General features: G+C 67.3%; 18 protein-coding genes. 11 read left to right on the forward strand and 7 right to left on the reverse strand.

Annotated elements, in window-relative coordinates; all coding sequences use genetic code 11:
- Window positions 1-7: 7 nt before the first annotated feature.
- Both FIV50_RS02005 and FIV50_RS02010 read right to left on the reverse strand, forming a co-directional pair.
- The gene (locus FIV50_RS02005; protein ID WP_140035967.1) at window positions 8-829 is read right to left on the reverse strand and encodes an MOSC domain-containing protein; all 822 of its coding nucleotides are present in this window, start codon (window positions 827-829) and stop codon (window positions 8-10) included.
- Window positions 830-926: 97 nt separating this feature from the next.
- Window positions 927-1,115 carry a DUF3073 domain-containing protein gene (locus tag FIV50_RS02010; RefSeq protein ID WP_042537993.1) on the reverse strand — a complete coding sequence of 63 codons (189 nt, stop codon included), beginning with the start codon at window positions 1,113-1,115 and terminating at the stop codon, window positions 927-929.
- Between the two features lie 149 nt (window positions 1,116-1,264).
- Between FIV50_RS02010 and FIV50_RS02015 the strand changes: the two genes are divergently transcribed.
- Window positions 1,265-1,807 carry a universal stress protein gene (locus tag FIV50_RS02015; RefSeq protein ID WP_140035968.1) on the forward strand — a complete coding sequence of 181 codons (543 nt, stop codon included), beginning with the start codon at window positions 1,265-1,267 and terminating at the stop codon, window positions 1,805-1,807.
- A gap of 163 nt (window positions 1,808-1,970) precedes the next feature.
- Here the strand turns inward: FIV50_RS02015 and FIV50_RS02020 are convergent, their stop codons facing one another.
- The 3 genes from FIV50_RS02020 to FIV50_RS02030 form a co-directional block, all read right to left on the reverse strand.
- Window positions 1,971-2,597, reverse strand: a complete 627-nt coding sequence (locus tag FIV50_RS02020) for a PadR family transcriptional regulator (RefSeq protein WP_140035969.1) — start codon at window positions 2,595-2,597, stop codon at window positions 1,971-1,973.
- Window positions 2,594-3,436, reverse strand: a complete 843-nt coding sequence (locus FIV50_RS02025) for a DUF4097 family beta strand repeat-containing protein (RefSeq protein ID WP_140035970.1) — start codon at window positions 3,434-3,436, stop codon at window positions 2,594-2,596. The genes FIV50_RS02020 and FIV50_RS02025 overlap by 4 nt, the downstream gene beginning before the upstream one ends.
- A 187-nt stretch (window positions 3,437-3,623) precedes the next feature.
- Window positions 3,624-6,110, reverse strand: a complete 2,487-nt coding sequence (locus FIV50_RS02030) for a glycogen/starch/alpha-glucan phosphorylase (protein WP_140035971.1) — start codon at window positions 6,108-6,110, stop codon at window positions 3,624-3,626.
- Window positions 6,111-6,250: 140 nt separating this feature from the next.
- On the opposite strand from FIV50_RS02030, the gene FIV50_RS02035 reads away from it, so the two are divergent.
- The 3 genes from FIV50_RS02035 (at window position 6,251) to FIV50_RS02045 (ending at window position 8,498) form a co-directional block, all read left to right on the forward strand.
- Entirely contained in the window at window positions 6,251-7,039 is a 789-nt protein-coding gene (locus FIV50_RS02035) for a MerR family transcriptional regulator (RefSeq protein WP_140035972.1), read from the forward strand.
- 258 nt (window positions 7,040-7,297) lie between these two features.
- Window positions 7,298-7,672 (forward strand): hypothetical protein, encoded by a 375-nt coding sequence (locus FIV50_RS02040; RefSeq protein ID WP_140035973.1) that lies wholly within the window; start codon window positions 7,298-7,300, stop codon window positions 7,670-7,672.
- A 4-nt stretch (window positions 7,673-7,676) separates the two neighbouring features.
- Window positions 7,677-8,498, forward strand: a complete 822-nt coding sequence (locus FIV50_RS02045) for a nitroreductase family protein (RefSeq protein ID WP_140035974.1) — start codon at window positions 7,677-7,679, stop codon at window positions 8,496-8,498.
- A 42-nt stretch (window positions 8,499-8,540) separates the two neighbouring features.
- On the opposite strand, the gene FIV50_RS02050 is transcribed toward FIV50_RS02045, so the two are convergent.
- Together FIV50_RS02050 and FIV50_RS02055 are read right to left on the reverse strand one after the other, a co-directional pair.
- The gene (locus FIV50_RS02050; RefSeq protein ID WP_140035975.1) at window positions 8,541-9,770 is read right to left on the reverse strand and encodes an ATP-binding protein; all 1,230 of its coding nucleotides are present in this window, start codon (window positions 9,768-9,770) and stop codon (window positions 8,541-8,543) included.
- 74 nt (window positions 9,771-9,844) lie between these two features.
- Window positions 9,845-11,374: an FAD-dependent oxidoreductase gene (locus FIV50_RS02055; protein WP_140035976.1), complete on the reverse strand. Its 1,530-nt coding sequence runs from the start codon at window positions 11,372-11,374 to the stop codon at window positions 9,845-9,847.
- 86 nt (window positions 11,375-11,460) lie between these two features.
- Between FIV50_RS02055 and FIV50_RS02060 the strand changes: the two genes are divergently transcribed.
- The 7 genes from FIV50_RS02060 (at window position 11,461) to FIV50_RS02090 (ending at window position 17,808) form a co-directional block, all read left to right on the forward strand.
- Entirely contained in the window at window positions 11,461-11,862 is a 402-nt protein-coding gene (locus tag FIV50_RS02060) for a fluoride efflux transporter FluC (protein ID WP_140035977.1), read from the forward strand.
- Window positions 11,859-12,218 (forward strand): fluoride efflux transporter FluC, encoded by a 360-nt coding sequence (locus tag FIV50_RS02065; protein ID WP_140035978.1) that lies wholly within the window; start codon window positions 11,859-11,861, stop codon window positions 12,216-12,218. The genes FIV50_RS02060 and FIV50_RS02065 overlap by 4 nt, the downstream gene beginning before the upstream one ends.
- Before the next feature lie 185 nt (window positions 12,219-12,403).
- Window positions 12,404-13,675: an ABC transporter substrate-binding protein gene (locus FIV50_RS02070; RefSeq protein WP_140035979.1), complete on the forward strand. Its 1,272-nt coding sequence runs from the start codon at window positions 12,404-12,406 to the stop codon at window positions 13,673-13,675.
- 6 nt (window positions 13,676-13,681) lie between these two features.
- A complete protein-coding gene (locus tag FIV50_RS02075; RefSeq protein ID WP_140035980.1) occupies window positions 13,682-14,641 on the forward strand; it encodes a carbohydrate ABC transporter permease in 960 nt (319 codons plus the stop codon).
- Window positions 14,634-15,527 (forward strand): carbohydrate ABC transporter permease, encoded by an 894-nt coding sequence (locus FIV50_RS02080; protein ID WP_181164301.1) that lies wholly within the window; start codon window positions 14,634-14,636, stop codon window positions 15,525-15,527. Before FIV50_RS02075 ends, FIV50_RS02080 begins: the two co-directional genes overlap by 8 nt.
- Before the next feature lie 3 nt (window positions 15,528-15,530).
- Window positions 15,531-16,595, forward strand: a complete 1,065-nt coding sequence (locus FIV50_RS02085; RefSeq protein ID WP_140035981.1) for a LacI family DNA-binding transcriptional regulator — start codon at window positions 15,531-15,533, stop codon at window positions 16,593-16,595.
- A 43-nt stretch (window positions 16,596-16,638) separates the two neighbouring features.
- Window positions 16,639-17,808, forward strand: a complete 1,170-nt coding sequence (locus FIV50_RS02090) for a Gfo/Idh/MocA family protein (protein WP_140035982.1) — start codon at window positions 16,639-16,641, stop codon at window positions 17,806-17,808.
- Window positions 17,809-17,885: the final 77 nt, after the last annotated feature.

Below are 17,885 nucleotides of genomic sequence, written 5' to 3' on the forward strand. Positions count from 1 at the left end.
GGGGAGCTCAGCGCGCCCGTACCTCGTCGCCGACGCTGATGGTGCCGCCGAGCCACTCCGCTGATCCGTCGGCCTCGTCCTGCGGCGGAAGCAGCAGTCGGCCGAGCGTCGGCTCGTCCTGGTCGAACGACTGGGTGAGGGTCTTGAGCACCTTCGCGTCGCGAGCGCCGGTGTCGGGATTGGCGTGTGTCGCCAGGCATCGCACGATCGGGCCCGCGGTGCGGAACGACACCTGACCGATGCTCAGTTCACCCGTCCAGTCGAGTTCTGACCACGGGGCGACATCGTCGATGACGACGTTCGAGCGGAATCGGCGGTCATCGATGCTGAAGCCGAGGGCGTCGCTCAGCGCGTCGACGCTGCCGCGACTGTGCACCGAGACGTAGCCGCGAGCGCGGTCCTGGAATCTCGACGTCACTCCATCGCCCACCAGCACGAGTGGCAGTCGCCCCGGGCGTCCGAGCCGCCGGCCCTCCGCACTCGCGAGCACGAACTCGGTCACGGCATCCGCGAGCTCCACACGACCGGCGTCGTCGAGTCCCGCCTCGACGAGCAGTGCTCCGGCGTGCTCGATGCGCACGCGCTGCCGAGCATCGTCGTAGTCGGTGCGCAGCGCCGCGAGCCCGGGGAAGTCCTGCAGCGAGAGGCCCTTCGCCTTCGGCCAGTGGTCGAGCCCGTCGCGGTGCTCCGGATCGGTCGCATCGGCGAAGCGGAAAGCCAGCACGCGATCGCCCGCGATCCGGCCGTCGGGTTGCACGGTCAGCGAATCGACGGATTCGGGAGTGAAGCCCTTGATCGGGTGACGGAAGAGCGAGACGACACGAGCCATGAGGAGATCCTCTCAGGTCGATCGATCGGTACCCGTTCCGGGTACGACGAAACCCCCGTGCATCGCACGGGGGATTCGACGACGAACGAATCGGCTGTCAGGCCTTTTCGAGTTCGTCCTCGTCTTCGTCCGCATACTCGTCGGCCCACTTATCGACGTATGCGTCTTCAGCGTCGCTCGGGTGCGCGAGTTCGCGCTCGAGCGCCGAGTAGTTCACCGACGGACTGAACGACTTCAGTTCGCGGGCGATCTTGGTGTGTTTCGCCTTTTGACGGCCACGGCCCATGCCTGAGACCCCCTCACGAGTTAAGCTGCGGACAATCATCTGCCCGAGTCATTCACGACACCGGCTGAGGGCCGGTAAGAGTAGCATTCAGAATAGCACGCGGCCAGACCGCACTGGCCCGTTGGCAGCTGGTGAAGGGAGCGATCGTCATGACCGACAACACCTCGACGCCCAACGACGAGGCCGCACAGAACGCGACACTGCAGAAGGCCGTGATCGTCGGGATGCAGCCGGGGCAACCCGAGCGCGTGATCGAAGAAGCGGCGCGGTTCGCACGCCTCCTCCGGGTTCCGCTCGTGGTCGCACACGTCGACGTCACGCGCTTCGTCACCTACGAAGATCCCGATGGCTATGTGCACTCGGCCCCCATCGACATCAACCTCAACGCCGGAGCAGCCGAGTTCGAAGCCGTGCAGGCCGAGGCCGCTGCCGCCCTCGACGGAACGGGCCTGACCTGGACGGCGCGTCAGCTCGTGGGCGACCCGGCTCTCGCCATCAAGCAGCTCGCCAACAAGCTCGATGCTCAGCTGATCGTCGTCGGCACTCGCAAGCGCGGCATCGGAGAGTCGATCCGGGAGTTCTTCACCGGATCGGTCGCCGCCCGGCTCGCGCATCGTCAGCAGCGGCCCGTGATGGTCGTGCCCCTGCAGGAGTCGGTTCCCGACTCGCAGCCCGAGATCTGGACCGAATAGGGTTCGTCCGTCCTTTCCCGGTACGGATGGCTGGTCGATGCCCGCCCGGCTGGTCAGATCGACCGGATGGCCCATCCGACCGGGAGAGCGTCAGCCATCCGTACGAGCAAAGCCCCTCTCGTCGAGCGACGGGAGGGGCTTCGGACCGTATGGCGAGGCGAGGTCAGCGCCCGAGTGACGCCAGCGCCGTCGTGATTCCACGCGCGGCAGCGTCCAGGCCGTCCTCCAGCTGCGTGACGACGGATGCCGGCAGCGTGCCGCCCTTAGCCACATGGGTGCGGAGGTCGGTGCGCACTCGGGCGCGGAAGGCGTTGATGACGGCATCCGCCCGATGCATCTCCTCGCGGCTGATGATGCGCTCGTCGTCACCTGCGGTGCGCGGGCGCGACTTGGATGCTGCGCGGTCGTCCTTCTCAGCCGTGGCCAGGTCGGCGCGAAGGCTCTTCATGGCCTCCTTGACGCTCTGACGCACCTCATTGGCGATCAGTCGCACCGAGTCGGTGAGGCCCGCCTCGATGCCAGCGAGGTCGCCTTCCCGCGAGGTGAGCTCGGCGCGTCCGGCACCCGTGATCGAGTAGATCGTGGTGCGGCCGTCGACGGTCTTGCTGACCAGGCCCTCTTCTTCGAGCTTCGCGAGCCGCGGGTAGATGGTGCCGGCGCTCGGCGTGTAGGTGCCACCCGTGCGATCGGTCAGCGCCTGGATGATGCCGTAGCCGTGCTGAGGCGCCTCGGCGAGCAGCGAGAGCAGGTAGAGCCTGAGGTCGCCGTGGGAGAAGACTGCGGGACTCATGCTTCCTCCCATTCGGGGTCGTTCTCGATCGAGCTGGGCGTGCGGCGAAGAACGGTGACGCCGCCCGAGACGGAGTTCGCGCGCAGGTCGACGAAGCGACCGGCGAGCTCGCCGGAGGAGCCGGTGTAGTTGTTGATCCCTGAGGATCCGCGTTCGACGCCGTCGATCAGCAGACGTCCGCTCAGCGAGCGCACGACGTAGTTCGCGGCGAGCGACTCGTCGAGGCGCACAGTGGTGCCGCCCGAGACCGAGTTGATGTTGATCGCGTTGACGTCGCCGGCGGCGTCGACCAGGGTCGACCCCGAGACGATGTCGACGGTGGCGCGACGGATGGTGCCGGTCACTGCCACGTCTCCCGAGACGCTGTTCGCACTGATCGAGCCCGTGAGGCCGCGCACCTGCACGTCGCCCGACACCGAATTGACCGTGAGGTCTCCGATGAGGGTGTCGACGATGAGGTCGCCCGAGACGGTGTTGAGGCGGGCGTCGTTGCGGATGCCCGAGACGAGTGCGCCGGCGCTCACGACGCCGAGATTGAGGGCGATCGAGCGGGGCACGGCGACGCTGACCTCGGCCTTGGGGCCGCCCGAGCCGAAGTTGCGGAACACCTCGAGGAAGTTGTCCCAGCCGAGCTGCGGGTGGTCGATCTCGACCTCGCCGTCATTCGCCTCGATGCGAAGGTCTTTGGTGGTGACACCGTGCACCTCGATGCGGATGCCGGGTTCGTCGTGCGCGATGACGTCGACCTGACCGCCGACCAGACCGATCTTCAGTCGGATGACGTTCTCGATGTCGATGACGCGTTCTTCGCCGGGGGCGATGAGCCACTTCTCGGTCATGTCTGCTTCTCCTGGTTCGAGGGAACACGATATATCGTGTGTCGCAAGAATAACACGATATATCTCGATCTTGTCAAGAGGGGGATGCGTGGGTGTGCGGTTTGCAGGATCCCGGCACGTCCGCAGGACGATTCGGCCCGGATTCTCATGCAGACGGGCTTCGGTCCTGCAAACGGGCCAGGGGTCCTCAGATGAGCGGCGGGGTGTGCCAGATGCGGTCGATGTAGTCGCGGATCGAGCGGTCGGACGAGAAGAACCCGGTGCGGGCGACGTTGAGAATGGCTGAGCGGGTCCAGGAATCCTGGTCGGCGTAAGCGGCATCCACTCGTTCTTGTGCCTCGATGTATGACGCATAGTCGGCGAGCACCATGAAGCGGTCTTCGTAGAGCAGGTTCGAGACCACGGGCTCGAACACCGAACGGTCGCCGCGAGAGAATGCACCGGATGCGATCAGGTCGATCGCCCGGCGCAGCCCCTCGTCAGCCTGGTAGAACTCCTGGGGCCGGTAGCCGCGGGCCGACAGGTCGGAGACCTCGGGCTCGCTCTTGCCGAACAGGTAGAAGTTGTCGTCGCCCACGAGCTCGCGGATCTCGACGTTCGCCCCGTCATCCGTGCCGATCGTGAGGGCGCCGTTCAGCGCGAACTTCATGTTGCCGGTTCCCGATGCCTCCTTGCCGGCGAGCGAGATCTGCTCCGACAGGTCGGCTGCGGGGATCACCCGCTCGGCGAGGGTCACGTTGTAGTTCGGCGGGAAGACGACCTTCAGCCGGCCCTCCAGTCGCGAGTCGGTGTTCACGACCTCGCCCACGGCGTTGATCAGGTGGATGATGCGCTTCGCCATCGCGTATCCGGGAGCGGCCTTCGCGCCGAAGATCGCGGTGCGCGGCACGACATCCGACACGGCGATCCGCCCCGAGATCACGCCCTCGTAGGTCGTGACGATGTGCAGCACCTTGAGCAGCTGCCGCTTGTACTCGTGCAGACGCTTGACCATGACGTCGAGCATGTGGCCGTCGCTGATCTCGACGCCGCCGCGCTCGCGCAGCACGTCGCTCAGGCGGCGCTTGTTCGCGGCCTTCACCGAGGCGAAGGCGGTGCGGAACTCGGCATCCTCAGCGAAGGGTTCGAGTTCGCGCAGGCGTTCGAGGTCGGTGGCCCAGCCCTCGCCGATCGCGGCGGTGATGAGCGACGAGAGCTCGGGGTTGGCGAGACGCAGGAACCGTCGAGGTGTGACGCCGTTCGTGACGTTCGTGAACTTCTCGGGGAAGAACGCGTCGAAGTCGTGGAGCACCTTGTCGCGCAGCAACTGGGAGTGCAGCTCGGCGACGCCGTTGACCTTCGCTCCGGCAACCGTCGCGAGGTAGGCCATGCGTACGGAGCGCACCGGATGCTCGGCGATGATCGACATGTTGCGCACGAGCATCTCGTCATCGCCGAAGCGCTTGCGCACCGCCACGAGGAAGTCGTCGTTGATGCGATAGATGATCTCGAGGTGGCGGGGCAGCAGTCGGCCCAGCAGTTCGACCGGCCAGACCTCGAGGGCTTCGGGAAGCAGCGTGTGGCACGTGTAGGCGAAGCACTGCTGCGTGATCGCCCACGCGGCATCCCAGTCGAGGTGCTTCTCGTCGATGAGCACGCGCATGAACTCGGGCACCGCGATCACCGGGTGCGTGTCGTTGAGCTGGAAGATCACGCGCTCGGGCAGGTTCGCGAGGTCGAAGCCGTCGGCGAGCATGTTGTCGAGGAAGTCGTGGATCGATGCCGCGACGAAGAAGTACTGCTGCTGCAGGCGCAGCTCCTTGCCCTGCGGAGTCGAGTCTTCGGGGTAGAGCACCTTCGAGATGTTCTCGGCGTAGGTCTGGGCCCGCACGGCCTCTTCGTAGTCGCCCGAGTTGAAGATGCGCAGGTCGAAAGCGCTCGTGGCGACAGCGCTCCAGAGTCGGAGAGTGTTGACTCGGCCGTTCTGGAACCCCGGCACCATGTAGTTGTACGGCACGGCCTGCACGTTCCACGCGGGGATCCAGCGGCTGCGCGTGACACCCTCGTCGTCGTACTTCTCGGTGTGGCCGCCGAACGCGATGGTCTGCGCATCTTCGGGCCGGGCGAACTCCCACGGCGAGCCGAGGGTGAGCCAGGAATCGGGCTGCTCGACCTGCTGGCCGTCGACGAAGGTCTGGCGGAAGATCCCGTACTCGTAGCGGATGCCGTAGCCGATGCTCGGCACGCCCATCGTGGCGAGCGAGTCGATGAAGCAGGCGGCGAGTCGACCGAGCCCGCCGTTGCCGAGGCCGGGCTCGACCTCGTGGGCTCGGAGCTCGTCGAGGTCGATGCCACACGATGCCAGGGCCTCGGCCGCCACGTCGGTGAGGTCGGCGGCGAGCAGGTTGTTGTCGAGCTGGCGGCCGAGCAGATACTCCGCCGAGAGATAGCAGACACCCTTCGCCTGGGTCTCCTTCTGACGACGCAGATCTTCGAGCCAGCGCGCCATCAGGTAGTCGCGCACGGTGTGCGCGAGGGCGAGGTAGCGATCATTGGCGCTGGATGCCGACAGCGCGACGCCCCGATCGAGATTGAGGTTCTGCAGGAAGCGCTTCGTGAACTCATCCGCGGTGCTCGGCGGAGCGATCACGGGAGCGAGGGCGAGCGGATGCGTGGCGGAGTGTGATTCGGGCACGTGTCGACCGTAGCGAGCGCCGGGTCGATTCGTGTGACGAGCGGATGAAGAATATCGGTCGGGCACAGCGCTTGACCTTGACGCTGCGTCAACTTCTACCGTGGAGTTATCGAAGAACGGAACCACGGAAGGAGGAGGCGATGAGCGGTCGCGACTGGTCGATCCAGGAGATCGCCCGACTCGCGGGCACCACCAGCAGAACGCTGCGTCACTACGACGACGTCGGCCTACTGCCACCCTCGCGCATCGCGCACAACGGCTATCGCCACTACGACGAGGCCGCGCTCGTGCGCCTGCAGCGCATCCTGCTGCTGCGCGAGCTCGGACTCGGACTGCCGCAGATCGCCGAGGTGCTGAGCCCGGTGAATGCGCGGCAGAGCGAGGAGTCCGCTCTCGAAACCCACCTCGCGCTGCTGCGCGAGGAGCAGAACCGGCTGGCGCGTCAGATCGCGTCGGTCGAGAACACCATCAACGCACTGAAAGGAGGTGAAGAACTCATGGCAGAGAACATGTTCGACGGTTTCGACCACGCCCAGTACAGGGAGGAGGTCGAAGAGCGTTGGGGTCGCAAGGCCTACGCCGACAGCGACCGCTGGTGGCGAGGGATGACCGACACCGAACGAGCCGACTGGCAGCAGCGCGTCTCCGACCTCGGTCGCGACTGGATCGCCGCCGCAGAGAGCGGCATCGACCCGGCATCCGCCGAGGCTCAGGACGTCGCCCGCCGCCACGTCGAGTGGCTCACCGGCATCCCGGGAACCCCCGCGGCCGTGCCGGGCGGTGACGTGAAGGGATACGTCATCGGGCTCGGCGAGATGTACGTCGCAGATCCGCGCTTCGGCGCGAACTACGCGACGTCGGGCGGTGGCACGCAGGGCGCGGCGTTCGTCCGCGACGCGCTCCGCATCTACGCGGAGGGCAACCTGTAGGACGCCGCGCGGCATCCGCATCCGCCTCCGCGCCCGTCAGCCTCCGCTGCGGGGTCAATTTCGCATCGGAACCGCGTGGTTCAGGTGCGTTTTTGACCCCGCACGGCGTCGGGCGTGCGTTTGTGACCCCGCACGGCGTGGGAGGTGCGCAATTGACCGCACGAGCGAAGCGACGAGACGAGACGCTCCGCTTTGCACAGATCGAGACACCACGGCAAGGCCGAGATCGGATGCCGGGAGTGGGCGTAGGGTCGGGTCATGGGCCACCGCCGCAGACGCACCGATGCCGCGCCGCTCTTCGCCGCCGCAGCTGTCGCCTACACCGCGAACGTCGCCCTCGGTTCGGCCGTCGCCGCCAAGGTCATCGACACCAGCAACTTCCGCTGGCTGCATCATGCGATCTACATCGCCACGTGCGTGGCCGCCGCCACTGCCGTCTCGTCCGCGATCTGGGGCAGGCCGAAGCACTCGAGCCGCCGCGCCGCACTCGCGCTCGCGCCGGTTGCCGCGCCGCTCGCCGCCATCCCGTACCTCGGCACGCACAGCCGCCGGCATCCGCTCGTCGCGCTCGCCGCAGCACCGTTCATCGTCGCGGGCCTCATCTGCTCGCGCATCACCACCGACCGGAAGTGAACGCATGGAACTGCTCGACGCCATCCGCCGCCGCAAGACCACGAACGGGCCGTTCCTGCCCGACCCGGTGTCGGAGGAGCATCAGCGCATCCTGCTCGAGGCTGCGGGCCGCGCACCCTCGCAGCTGAACAGCCAGCCGTGGCGGTTCGTGGTCATCGAGAACCGCGACACGATCGATCAGATCGCGCGCATCTCGGGCGAGAGCATGACCGAGGCCATGTCGAACGGCACGTTCTTCGAGCGCTACAAGCCGTACTTCCGCTTCAGTCAGGCCGAGATGGAGGAGAAGCGCAGCGGGATGCTGTTCGACAAGCTCCCCGCGGCCCTCCGCCCGTTCACGAGCCAGGTGTTCACGAAGCGCGGTCAGAAGCTGATGAACACGTTCGGCGTGCCCAAGACCCTGGGCGAGGAGAACCACAAGCTGGTCGGCGGCTCTCCGCTGCTGCTCGGCGTGATGCTCGATCGCAGCGAGTACCGGCCCGGCCAGCTCTCGTCGTTCTACTCGGTGTTCAGCATGGGCGCCGCGATGGAGAACGTCTGGCTCACCACGGTCGAGCTCGGCATGGGCATCCAGTTCATCTCCTTCCCGATGGAGGTTCCGGGTCGCTGGGACGAGATCGTGAAGCTGCTGCGCGTGCCCGACGATCTCGAGCTCATGGCCGTGTATCGCCTCGGCTACCTGCCGCCCGAGCAGCGCCGCCCCGCGATCGACTGGTCGAGCCACCAACGTAAGCTCGCCTCGCAGTACGTGTTCCGCGAGAACTGCGACGAGCCTCAGCAGGGCTGGGACGCTCCGCCCCCGGGTGCTGACGCGCCGCGGGCCTGACGCTCAGCCGTGGATCACCGCGCGGTCACGCACCAAGTGCTGTCACTCTTTGGCCCGTCCTGATGACTTCCGGGGCTTCAGCGGAGGCACGTGGAGTTTCGGGATGGCCCGGATGAGGAACTTGTCGAAATGGGGAACTGTGAACGCCGCGAACCCGTGCTCGGGGGTGTACAGAAGTCCCATGTTGATCAGTTCCGCGCGCGTGGGACCGAGATTCTGAGACGTTCTGCCCATGACGTCTGCCACGTCCGAGGCCTTCTGTGGCTCTGAACCGAGCTGTGCCATCGCCCGGAGATAGGCGCGCTGCAGCTCCGTCGCGCGATCGAGACGCACCCGGAAGAATGATTCATCGAGCTTGGACTCGTAGGCGGGGACGGCAGCCTCGACGTCCTCGCGAGAGATGACTGGGCCGTCCGCGACGGTCCACACGGCATAGCCGAGCTCCTGGAGGAAGTACGGATACCCCCCTGTGAGGGCTAACGCTTCGTCGAGCGCGTCGTCGTCGTACGCGGCACCCTCGTCCGCTGCGGGTTGGGTCAGAGCCAATCGCGCATCGTCCTCGATGAGATTGCCGATCGACGGAAACTTGAAGAGTCTCTCTGCGTACGATTTCGCATCGCCAGCGAGCTCAGCGATCTGCGGAAGTCCTGCCCCGACCAGAGTCACGGGCAGCTTGCGCTGAACCATTTTGTGGAGTGCTTCGATCGTCGCACCCAACTGGATCTTGCTGAGGAACTGGACCTCGTCGAACAACAGAACGACACCGCGGCCTCTCTCTTTCGCGGCCTCGCCGAGCGCGACGAACACGTCTGTGAGATCGAGAGCCAGGTTCGCGTGATCAGCGAATCCTTCGGCTGCGTCGACGTCCAGGCCGGCGGTCCATGCGCCTGTGGCATCGACGGTGAGAGTGAATGATCGCAATACTGCTGCAGCATGGGTGAAGCGATCGGTCCACTTCGCCTTCGGAGACAACTCGAACAACGCTGTGCGCAGTTTCGAGGCCAGCGCAGTGCGGAAATGAGCTTCGTCGTTCTTGCTCACCTCGAGCTCGAGCACCACCCAATCCTTCGCGAGCGCCTTCGTGCGGAACTGCCCGAGGAGAACCGTTTTGCCGACCCCACGCAGGCCGGTGATGATCATCGATTGCTCGGTTCGGCCATGCTCGATCCGCGCGAGCAGTAGATCGAACGATCCGAGCTGGTCATCTCGTCCGACGACGGCTTGAGGCTCGGCGCCAGCGTTCGGAGTGTATGGATTGGTGAGTGCCTGCACAGAACGATTTTACGTCTTTTAGGGTGGTTTATTGGAATACAATAAACCACCGAAAGCTAGATAAACAACGAGCCTCAGCCCCCGCTCTTGCGGGGCAGGGGCTTCAGATCCTGCAGCGCCGGGCCCTCGATGCGCGTGCCGTCCGCCTCGAATCGCGACGCGTGCAGGGGGCAGTCCCAGGTGCACTCCTCGTCGTTCCAGGCGAGCACTCCGCCGAGGTGCGGGCAGACGGCCGAGACCGCACGGGTGACTCCGCCGACCGTCGAGATGGCCACGGGGCGTCCGCTGCGGTTGGCGACCACGCCTTCACCCTCCGACGGCTTCGGAACCGGCACCGGGTTGCGCTCGGCCTCGACCCATCCGCTCGTGGCGGCCGCAGCGACCTTCGCTCCTTCGGCGGCTCCTCTGGCGAGATCGGCCGGCACCGTCAGCCTCGTGCCGAGCTTGACCATCCATGACGGTCGGTCATGCCAGCTGGCCCCGAGGATCTCGGCGGTCAGGCGAAGAGCCGCGGCCGGCGCGTTCGACAGGCCCCACTTGGCGTATCCGCTCGCGAAGCGGATGCTGCCGAGCCCCCGCGGCATCGCACCCACGAACGGGATCTGATTGTGCGACTCGTAGTCCTGCGCCGACCAGCGGTGCGTCTCTTCGGCATCCGGAAAGTACTGCCTCGTCCAGTCGATCAGATCGTCGACCGCGGCGGCCTCGCTGTCGGAGCGCCCGACCGGATGCCCGTTGCCGCCGACGATGAGCTGCGCCGTGCCGCCCGGGCCGTCGGCGGAAGAGACCGGACGGATCGACCGGCTGGGGGAGTCGAGCGAGATGAAGGTCGACTCGGGCACCTCGCCTGATACGCGGAACGAGACGCAGTACGAGCGGAAGGCGCGCATCTTGGTGAAGTACAGCCCGCGGTCGAGGATCGGATAGCCGGTCGCGATCACGATGTGCTCGGCGAACATGGGCCCGACCGGGGTCTCGACGCGCGGTTCGGGAAGCACGTGAGTGGCGGTCACCCTGACTCCCGTGTGCAGTGTGCCGCCGGTCGCGAGCAGCTCCTCCGCGAGCGCCTGAGCCACGAGCGCAGGGTCGATGGTCACCTGATCGTCGAGGGCTGTGGCGCCGACGACGGGGAACGCCGCCTCACCGAGCTCTGCCCGTGTGAGCATCCTCGTCTGAAGGCCTGCTTCGCTCGCCGCCTCGTGCACCGCGCGCACCGAGTCGAGACTGCTCGGATCCTGCGCATACGAGTGGTCGATCCGACGCTCGTAGCTGACCCCCGCGTGGTCCGCGAAGCCGACCAGCCAGTCCATGCCCTCACGGTTTGCCTCGACGTACGCCTGCAGAAGGGAGGCGGAGTGGTGCCTGCGGATCTCGGCGAGGCGCTTGCCCTGCAGCAGGGTGAGCTTGCCGGTGTTGCCGCCGGTCGCCAGCTCGGCGACCTCGCCAGCCTCGATCACAGCCACATCGAGCCCCGCGCGCGTCAGCATGACCGCGGTGGTGAGGCCGGTGAGGCCCGCGCCGACGATGATCACGTCGTGCCGTGCGCCGGGGTCGAACGGTGTGCCGATGGGCGGAGTCCGGTCGAGCTTCCACAGTGGCTTCATGGCATCAGTCTTCGCCTCGGCGTCGCTCCGTCACACCCGGTTGACAATCAGCGGATGCGTTGCAACCGCGCGGCTAGAGTTGTCGCGTGACTCTCCGCAGCCTCCTCCTCGTCTTCGCAGGAGGCAGCATCGGCACGGCGGCGCGGCTCGGGGTCGCACTCTGGATCCCGGATGCCGGGGGCTTACCGGTCGCCACCCTCCTGGTCAACGTGATCGGGGCGCTGCTGATCGGCATCCTCGCCGCGCGACTGCCGCAGGCCACGGGGCAGACCACGGGGCTGCGGGTGTTCCTCGGCACCGGTGTGCTCGGCGGCTTCACGACCTACAGCGCCTTCATGACGGGCACGGATGCGCTCTGGGCGGATGCTCCGCTGCTCGCGTTCTCGTATGCGGGCGGCAGTCTCGTGCTCGGCCTTGCCGCTGCTGCTCTCGGGCTGCGTCTCGGCCGCCCTCGCCCGAGGGCTCATGTCGAGGGAGCCCGCTCGTGACCCCGTTGCTGTTCATCGGAGCCGCGCTCGCCGGAGGTGTGGGAGCCGCGCTGAGGTACCTCGTCGATGTCGGCATCGCGAGGGTCGCCGGGCGGCGCTTCCCCTGGGGCATCTTCGCCGTGAATCTCACCGGATCGTTCGCCCTGGGTGTCGTGACCGCGGCGCTGCCCGACCAGGCATTCCTCCTCGGTGCCGGTCTGCTGGGCGGCTACACGACCTTCAGCACCGCGATGCTCGACACGGTCGCGCTCTGGCGTGACGGCGAGCGCAGGGCATCCGCGTTCAACGCCGTCGGGATGCTGCTGCTCGGTCTGCTCGCGGCCGGCCTCGGTCTGGCCTTCGGCTCGCTGCTCTGAGCTCGCTGCTCTGAGCTCGCTGCTCTGACCACGCTGCTCTGACCACGCCACAGCGGGCGCAGATCTGTGCTTGCGCGCCTCGCCTCGATCAGGCTATTCTCCTTGCTAATCGTTTAACTGCTAACCGTTTAACAGACACGATCCCGACGCAGCGACGATTCCCTGCACCGTCAAAGGAGACATCGATGCCCCGCACCTCCCACCGCGCCCTCGGCGCCCTCGCCGCGTCCGCGGCAGCCGTCCTCGCTCTCAGTGCCTGCTCACCCGCCGCCGGAGGCGAGAGCTCGTCGGGCGGCGATGTGACCCTCAGCTATGCCATCTGGGACGAGAACCAGAAGCCGGCGATGGAGGACATCGCGGCGGCGTTCGAGAAGGAGAACCCGAATGTCACGATCGACATCCAGGTGACTCCCTACAAGGAGTACTTCACCAAGCTGCAGACCGCCGCCACGGGCGGGTCCGCCGCCGACGTGTTCTGGATGAACGGTCCGAACTTCCAGCTCTACGCCTCGAACGGCCAGCTCGCCCCGCTCGACGACGCGGGCGTGGATGCCGCCGACTACCCCCAGGGCCTGATCGACCTCTACACGTTCGACGGGGCGCTCTACGGGGCACCGAAGGACTTCGACACTGTGGCGCTCTGGTACAACAAGGCGCTCTTCGACGCCGCCGGCGTCGAGTACCCGAGCGCAGGCTGGACCTGGGACGACTTCACCGCGGCCGCCGCCGCGCTGACCGACCCGGGGAAGGGCCAGTTCGGCGTCGCCGCGAGCCAGTACGGGCAGGAGAACTTCTACAACTCGATCGCCCAGGCGGGCGGCGAGGTCATCTCGGCCGACGGCACCGAGAGCGGCTACGGCTCGCCCGAGGCGCTCGCCGGCATCGAGCTGTGGACCGACCTGATCGAGGCGGGGTCGTCGCCGACCGCGCAGCAGATGACCGACACGAACCCCGAGGACTTCTTCCTGTCGGGCAAGGTCGCGATGTTCCAGAACGGCTCGTGGGCAGCGATCGCCTACGGCGACAACGCCGACATCGCCGACACGGTCGACGTCGCTCCGCTCCCCGAGGGGCCGGAGGGCAACCAGAGCGTGATCCATGGCGTGGGCAACGTCGCCAACGCGAAGAGCCCCCACGTGGCCGAGGCCAAGGCGTTCGCCGCCTTCGCGAGCGGCGAGCAGGCGGCCGAGATCCAGGCCGAGACCGGCACCGTGATCCCCGCGTTCAACGGCACCCAGCAGGGCTGGGTCGACGCGCTGCCGCAGTACGACCTGCAGGTCTACATCGACGCTCTCGACACCGCGGTGCCCTACCCGGTCTCGAAGAACACGTCGGCGTGGACGAGCATCGAGAGCGAGGTGCTGTCGCAGGTCTGGTCGGGCGCGGTCGCCCCCGAGGCAGGCCTGAAAGACCTCGCCGGGCAGATGCAGGCGGCGCTGGATGCCGAGCAGGAGTAGTCGCTCATGACCGTCACCGCGTCGCCCCCGCGCGCGAAGGCAGAGCGGATGCCGGAGGCCACGAGCCCCGGCATCCGCCGCCGGCGGCGCAACCCGGGCGCCTCCCCGTGGTGGGCTCTGGTGTTCATCGGACCCACCGCCCTCGGCATCGCCGTGTTCTACCTGTGGCCGACGGTGCGCACGCTCATCATCTCGTTTACCAAGTCGGGGCCGTTCGGCGGCGCCGAGTGGGTCGGGATCGAGAACTACGCCCGCCTGTTCCAGGACCCCGAGCTGATCGGCGCGCTGCGCAACACCGCGCTCTACACGGTCATCGCCCTGATCGGCATCCCTCTGGCCGTCGGCATCGCCGCGCTGCTGAACACCTCGGGCCTCAAGGGACGCAGCGCCTACCGCACGCTGTACTTCATCCCGGTCGTCACGATGCCCGCCGCGATCGCACTGGTGTGGCGCATGATCTACAACGGCGATTACGGAGTGCTCAACGCCGCGCTCGGCTCGGTCGGCATCGAGGGGCGCAGCTGGCTCACCGATCCGAACACCGCCCTCGTGGCCATCGCGGTCGTGGGCATCTGGGCAGGCCTCGGAACCAACATCGTCATCTTCCTCGCCGGTCTCCAGGGCATCCCCGACACGATCATGGAGGCCGCCGACCTCGACGGCGCCGGCCCGGTGCGCAAGTTCTTCTCGATCACGATCCCCCTGCTGTCGCCGTCGATCTTCTTCGTCAGCGTCATCAGCGTGATCGGCGCCCTGCAGGTGTTCGACCTCATCTACATGATGCTGGGGCGCAGCAACCCGGCCATGCCCAACACCCGCACGGTCGTGTACCTGTTCTACGAAGCGGGTTTCCTCGACAACGACCGGGGCTATGCCGCCGCCGTCGCCTTCCTGCTGCTCGTGATCATCCTCGTGCTCACGGTCGTGCAGTTCCGTCTGCAGAAGAAGTGGGTGCACTATGAGTGACGTCTCGCTCGACACGCGCGCCGTCGTCAGCGCCTCGCCCGACCGCTCGGCAGGGCGAGCGGGCAAGCCCCGCAACCGCGCGATCTGGATCGTGCACGTGGTGCTCCTGGTGGGCGCGATCCTGATGGTCTTCCCGTTCATCTGGCAGCTGCTGACCTCGTTCAAGACGCTGTCGGACTCCGTGCAGGTGCCGCCGAGTCTCCTCCCGCGCGAGTGGGTGTTCACGAACTTCGCCGAGGTCTTCGACTCGATGCCCTTCGCGCAGATGTTCGCCAACTCGGTGCTTCTGACCATCGGGCGCACGATCGGTCAGGTCGTGCTGTGCACGATGGCCGGCTACGCCTTCGCCCGCATCCCGTTCCCCGGACGCAACGCGCTGTTCGTGGTCTTCCTCTCGGTGCTCATGGTGCCGTCGCAGCTGTACCTGCTGCCGCAGTACGAGATCATCCAGGCGCTCGGGTGGCTGAACACCCTGCAGGCGCTGATCGTGCCCGGGATCTTCAGCGCGTTCGGCACGTTCCTGATGCGACAGTTCTTCATGTCGATGCCCGCCGAACTCGAGGAGGCGGCGCGCATCGACGGGGCGAATCCGTGGCAGACCTTCTGGCGGATCATGGTTCCGCTCGCGAAGCCTGGCATCATCGCTCTCGTGGTGTTCACTGTGCTGTGGTCCTGGAACGATCTGCTCTGGCCGTTGATCGTGACGACCGACCCCGCCAAGATGCCGCTGTCGGTCGGGCTCTCACAGCTCGTCGGCATCCATGGCACCGACTACCCGGTGCTGATGGCAGGAGCGCTGCTCGCGACTCTGCCGATGCTGGTGACCTTCATGATCCTGCAGCGGCAGTTCATCCAGGGCATCGCCTTCAGCGGATCGAAGGGCTGACCCATGGCAGAGCGCAGGCAGCAGTCGACGACCTCGCGGCGTCCGACCCTTCGGATGGTCGCCGAACGCGCGGGGGTCTCGACGGCCACCGTGTCGTATGTGTTCTCCGGGCGATCGGGTGCGGCCTCCGGGTCCGGCGTCGCCGAAGCCACAGCCGCCAGGGTGCTCGCGGCGGCCGACGAGCTCAACTACCGTCCGAACATCGCGGCGCGCACGATCCGCACCGGTCGCAGCGGCATGGTGCAGCTGTCGCTGCACATGCTCAGCGACCCCTGGTCGCTCGCGGTGGCGGATGCCGTGAACACCGAGGCGAACAAGCACGGACTCACGACGCTGATCCTCGCCGACGGCGACTGGCACGCGGCACTCGACAGGGTCGAGAGCGACGTCGCCTACCTCGACGGCGTGGGGATCGACGAGGATGCCGAGCGCAAGCTCGCCGATCTCGTGCAGCGCGGTCAGCGGCTCGTGGTGTTCTCGGAGCACCTCGAGCCCGCCGGCTTCGACGTGGTGCGCTCCGACGCGATCCCCGGTTGCGAGCTCGCGATGGACCACCTGCTCGAGCGGCGCACGGCGATCGGATGTCTCGCCGCCGAGGGCGCCGTGCGTCTCGCGCCGACCCAGGTCACCCGGTACACGCCGTACCTCGAGAGGATGGCCGCCGCGGGTCTCGATGTCGATCCCGACTGGACCGTCACATACACCGAGGGGCAGGCCAGTGCCTTCGCCGCGGCGGTGCGGCTGCTGTCACGCGCAGACCGGCCCGACGCGATCTACGCGACCACCGACTTCGCGGCCATCGCGGCCATCAATGCGGCGCACATGCTCGGACTCCGGGTGCCGCACGACGTGGCCGTGATCGGCGTCGGCAACACTCCCGACGCGCAGCTCATCGCCCCCACCCTGACCACGGTCGGCCCGACCGACTTCTACGACCGGCAGGCGCGCATCATCATCGACCGCGCGCTCGCCGCCGACGATTCAGCCGGGCAGCTGCACGAGTTCGCCTGGTCGCTGTTCCCCGGCGCGTCGACCGACGTCGACGCGCCCACCGCTCATTCGCGCTGACGCTGCCGTCTGCGCGCACATCTCTACTCTCAGAAGGGCCACCGTGGATCTCACCATCGGACTCATCGGCTTCGGCGCGCGCGCCACACTGCGCGAGGAGGTGCACCGCCCCGGTCGGGGGTCGCGCATCACCGCGGTCTGCGACCCCTCGGAGCGGGCTCGTGACGACGCCCGGCGCCTGCTTCCGGATGCTCTCGTCACCGACTCGCTCGACGAGCTGCTCGCCTCAGGCATCGACGCCGTCATGGTGCTCACGCCCGACGACACGCATGCGGCGCTCAGCATCCGCGCCCTCGAAGCCGGTGTCGCGGTGTTCTGTGAGAAGCCTCTCGCGATCGACCTCGCCGACGCCGACGCCATGCTCGAGACGGCCCGACGCACCGGAAGCCGCCTCTACATCGGCCACAACATGCGCCACATGCCGGTGATCACGCTGATGCGCGGGCTCATTCAGGACGGCCGGATCGGCGACGTCAAGGCCGTGTGGGTGCGCCACTTCGTGGGGCACGGCGGCGACTACTACTTCAAGGACTGGCACGCCGACCGCCGCCGCACGACGGGACTGCTCCTGCAGAAGGGGGCGCACGACATCGACATCATCCACTGGCTCGCGGGCGCCTACACCGAGCAGGTCGCGGCCATGGGCGAGCTCAGCGTCTACGGCGACATCACCGACCGCCGCGACCGCACCGGAGAGCGGATGCCCGACTGGTTCAGCGTCGACAACTGGCCGCCGACGTCACTCACAGGGCTCAACCCGGTGATCGACGTCGAGGACATCTCGATGGTCAACATGCGCCTCTCCGGCGGCATCCTCGCCTCGTACCAGCAGTGCCACTTCACGCCCGACTACTGGCGCAACTACACGGTGATCGGCACCGAGGGGCGCATCGAGAACGTCGGCGACACGGCCGGCAGCGAGGTCAGGCTGTGGAACCGCCGCCACCGCGGAGCCGCCGACGCCGATGAGACGTTCATCGTCCCCGAGGCGGAGGGCGCAGGTCACGACGGAGCGGACGCGCTGCTGGTGGCGGAGTTCCTGCGATTCGTGCGCGACGGGGGAATCACGGAGACCTCGCCGGTGGCGGCTCGCGAAGCCGTGGCCGCCGGCATCCTCGCCACCGAGTCGCTGCGCGGCGACGGCTCGGCCATCGAGATCCCCGCGCTGGATGCCGATCTCGTCGCCTACTTCGAGCGCGGTCAGGTCGAATAGGCGGCGCGCCGGGCGCCTGTCGTACTGGCGGCGCCCGTCGTCGCCGCAGCGCCCCGAGCGAACCCTCAGGTTCGGGC

Origin of the sequence: Microbacterium foliorum, from assembly GCF_006385575.1 — a bacterium.
Lineage (GTDB): Bacteria > Actinomycetota > Actinomycetes > Actinomycetales > Microbacteriaceae > Microbacterium > Microbacterium foliorum_B.

Coding starts and splice junctions, on each gene's coding strand:
- FIV50_RS02005 (WP_140035967.1), bottom strand. CDS start 829: ATGGCTCGTGTCGTCTCGCTCTTCCGTCACCCGATCAAGGGCTTCACT.
- FIV50_RS02010 (WP_042537993.1), bottom strand. CDS start 1,115: ATGGGCCGTGGCCGTCAAAAGGCGAAACACACCAAGATCGCCCGCGAA.
- FIV50_RS02015 (WP_140035968.1), top strand. CDS start 1,265: ATGACCGACAACACCTCGACGCCCAACGACGAGGCCGCACAGAACGCG.
- FIV50_RS02020 (WP_140035969.1), bottom strand. CDS start 2,597: ATGAGTCCCGCAGTCTTCTCCCACGGCGACCTCAGGCTCTACCTGCTC.
- FIV50_RS02025 (WP_140035970.1), bottom strand. CDS start 3,436: ATGACCGAGAAGTGGCTCATCGCCCCCGGCGAAGAACGCGTCATCGAC.
- FIV50_RS02035 (WP_140035972.1), top strand. CDS start 6,251: ATGAGCGGTCGCGACTGGTCGATCCAGGAGATCGCCCGACTCGCGGGC.
- FIV50_RS02040 (WP_140035973.1), top strand. CDS start 7,298: ATGGGCCACCGCCGCAGACGCACCGATGCCGCGCCGCTCTTCGCCGCC.
- FIV50_RS02045 (WP_140035974.1), top strand. CDS start 7,677: ATGGAACTGCTCGACGCCATCCGCCGCCGCAAGACCACGAACGGGCCG.
- FIV50_RS02055 (WP_140035976.1), bottom strand. CDS start 11,374: ATGAAGCCACTGTGGAAGCTCGACCGGACTCCGCCCATCGGCACACCG.
- FIV50_RS02070 (WP_140035979.1), top strand. CDS start 12,404: ATGCCCCGCACCTCCCACCGCGCCCTCGGCGCCCTCGCCGCGTCCGCG.
- FIV50_RS02075 (WP_140035980.1), top strand. CDS start 13,682: ATGACCGTCACCGCGTCGCCCCCGCGCGCGAAGGCAGAGCGGATGCCG.
- FIV50_RS02080 (WP_181164301.1), top strand. CDS start 14,634: ATGAGTGACGTCTCGCTCGACACGCGCGCCGTCGTCAGCGCCTCGCCC.
- FIV50_RS02085 (WP_140035981.1), top strand. CDS start 15,531: ATGGCAGAGCGCAGGCAGCAGTCGACGACCTCGCGGCGTCCGACCCTT.